Origin of the sequence: Taibaiella soli (assembly GCF_003236175.1) — a bacterium.
Taxonomy (GTDB): domain Bacteria; phylum Bacteroidota; class Bacteroidia; order Chitinophagales; family Chitinophagaceae; genus QKTW01.
Window position 1 is genome coordinate 1 of the sequence record NZ_QKTW01000027.1, and the last position, 2,930, is coordinate 2,930.

The window sequence follows — 2,930 nt, forward strand, 5'->3', positions numbered from 1 at the left end:
CGCGTCGTACGTACTCGCATTTGTCATGCTGAGCGGAGTCGAAGCATTAGTGGTGACACGTTGATACGTTTACACGTTTACACATCGTACGTACCCGCGTTTGTCATGCTGAGCGGAGTCGAAGCATTAGTGGCGACACGTTGATGCGTTTACACGTTTACACGTCGTACGTACTCGCGTTTGTCATGCTGAGCGGAGGCGAAGCATGAGTGGTGACACGTTGATACGTTTACACGTTTACACATCGTACGTACTCGCGTTTGTCATGCTGAGCGGAGTCGAAGCATTAGAGGTGAGAAGTTGATACCTTAATATAATGAGACGCCCAATCAGTGGTTTCGAGGTGTTATTTGTCCACTTCACGGTATTGTAGTTAGGCGCCCGTTTTGTTCTCCGGTACTTTTGATTTATTAAAATTCAAAAGAAAATGAAACAGATAAAAATTTCCCGGAGATCTATTCTTATCGCTATCGGATTAATTGCAGGCGCTTTTATTTCCACAAGTGCAATGTCTTGTCGCACAGATGTGCCGGCCAATACCGGCAATGGTTTTGCAGTGTTAGAACTATTTAGCTCAGAAGGTTGTTCCAGCTGTCCGCCAGCAGAGGAATTGCTCGCACAGATTGCAGCAGGTGCGGGTACAAAACCAGTTTATGTTCTGGCATACCATGTAGATTATTGGGATCGTTTGGGATGGAAAGATGCATTTAGCGATGCCGCATTTTCCCAACGTCAGTATGATTATAACACGCATCTTGGCGCAGATGTTTATACACCACAATTAGTAATTAATGGTACGACTGAATGTATCGGTTCCGATAAATCGGCAGTGCATAATGGGATAGATAGGGCATTGGCTGCAAGTCCAACACAGACATTGACTTTGAAAGGCAACATTGGTAGTCATCAGATGTTTGTCAATTACGAAACCAGTGGAAATACAGATCGAGAAGAATTAGTATTAGCAGTGGTGCAGCGTCATGCAATCAGTCATGTACGTGCCGGCGAAAACGAAGGCCGTACATTATCACATGCGCAGATTGTACGCAAGCTTTATCATTTCAATCTGAAAGATGGTCAATCTAAAGTAATAGTTGACTTGCCAACTGAGTTTGATCCGAAAAGCTGGGAAGTAATCGGCTGGCTGCAAAACGGAACCGGACCGATTAAAGCAGCGACACGAGTTATACTAGATAATTAAACCTCTCTAACCATCTTAAAAGAGGGGATTGCCAACGCAAGTATCGTCAGTGGTGTTGTATTCACTTGCGTTAGTTTTTGCGAGGAACGAAGCAATCTAAGCAAGCAGGTATCCACGTAATTTTATCTTGCGTTGTGAGGTTTTGTATAGCTTCTCTGTCATTGTTATATATGCCTGTGTCATTGGTATACTTGCTCCCGTCATTGGTATACTTAGCTACTGCAATTGTATACTTGCTTACGTCATTTATATAGTTACCTACTGCATTCGTATACTTGCTCCCGTCATTTGTATACTTGCTTACTGCATTCGTATACTTGCTTACTGTATTTGTATACTTGCTTGCGTCATTCATATACTTAGCTACTGTATTTGTATACTTACCTACTGCATTCGTATACTTGCTCCCGTCATTTGTATACTTGCTTACTGTATTTGTATACTTACCTACTGCGTTTGTATACTTGTCTCCGTCATTTGTATAGTTGCTTACGTCAATTGTATAGCAGCCGTTGGAGACCGGGATTTTAGGAATGGCAATAATTTCTTTTCTATGAATAGCAATGCATTGTAGTCAGAAAAGCTTTGATAGATGCTCGCGTCTAAAAAGATTGGCATGGTTGTTGGCATACCATCCCCAAAAGATATAGAATATGACTAGTGTAAATTCAGAAACAGGACACTACAAGAATGTGGCAAACTTTAAAGGCCTTATCCATTTCTGTGAATCGCTCAAAAGTGCTTACCAGCCTAGTAGAGCAGATATGACGATTGAAAAGCTTAATGAGTATTATAATACAGCAACTGCTGTCATGGATCAGGTTGCAACAGCAGAGATTCAGTTGTCGCAGGCAGTCCAAAACCGGCAAAGCTTATTTGAAGACACTAAAAAACTGGCGGTAAAAGCCAGTGTTACGCTACAAGTAGTAAATCCTTTGTCTGTTGCAATCAAAACTGCTAAACATTATATAGCTAAAATCAGAGGTAAACGTTTAGGAACCGTAGCGTCAGCCTCAGATGCAAATGAAACGACGGAAGCTCCGAAAGCAAGATCTGCAGCTCAGACAAGTTTTGATGCAATCATTACACATTTCGATAAACTGATTGCCGTTATAGCAACAGAACCCGGCTACGCACCAAACGAAACCGAGATTACGGTGATAGGCTTACAGGCTCGTCTCTCACTGCTCAAAGATGTAAATGATGATGCGGTACGTGCCGCTGCCAAACTCAAGCTGCTCATTTCACAACGTGATCAGATATTGTACAAACCCGATTCTGGTCTTACCGCTCTGGCAAGATCAGTAAAGCAATATATAAAAGTGCTGTATGGTGCTAAGAGTAATGAACTGAAAGCTGCAAATGTGTATAGTTTTAGGAAACGATAGGGTAGCTGATAGTGAACAATTAACAGTTGGCAGTTTACAGTTTTCACAATTATCCGGCAATGGTCGGACGACTCTGATGTCGTCTGACCATTGATTTGATTTTTAAACAAGAAAGCCCATGTTTCGTGAAGGAACATGGGCTTTCGTTATGTGAGGAATGCCCCGTTGCCGTTAATACACGCGATATGTTACTTGCATTTGTCACCCTGACGAAGGAAGGGTCCCGCGTTGTTTGGGCTATCGGGAGTGAAAACGCTTATTGTGAGTAATCCATATAGCTCGGGACGCTTCGTTCCTCAGCGTGACATACAAAAAATCCGCTCGCTGGAGTAGACTTACGC

3 protein-coding genes are annotated in these 2,930 nt (G+C 42.5%); 2 read left to right on the forward strand and 1 reads right to left on the reverse strand.

Annotated features, from left to right (window positions below; translation table 11 throughout):
* Window positions 1-427 precede the first annotated feature (427 nt).
* Window positions 428-1,201: a DUF1223 domain-containing protein gene (locus DN068_RS19865; RefSeq protein ID WP_111000702.1), complete on the forward strand. Its 774-nt coding sequence runs from the start codon at window positions 428-430 to the stop codon at window positions 1,199-1,201.
* Window positions 1,202-1,271: 70 nt separating this feature from the next.
* Here DN068_RS19865 and DN068_RS21995 read toward each other — a convergent pair whose 3' ends face one another.
* Window positions 1,272-1,556: a hypothetical protein gene (locus DN068_RS21995; protein WP_123985423.1), complete on the reverse strand. Its 285-nt coding sequence runs from the start codon at window positions 1,554-1,556 to the stop codon at window positions 1,272-1,274.
* 298 nt (window positions 1,557-1,854) lie between these two features.
* Between DN068_RS21995 and DN068_RS19870 the strand changes: the two genes are divergently transcribed.
* Entirely contained in the window at window positions 1,855-2,589 is a 735-nt protein-coding gene (locus DN068_RS19870; protein WP_111000703.1) for a hypothetical protein, read from the forward strand.
* Window positions 2,590-2,930 lie beyond the last annotated feature (341 nt).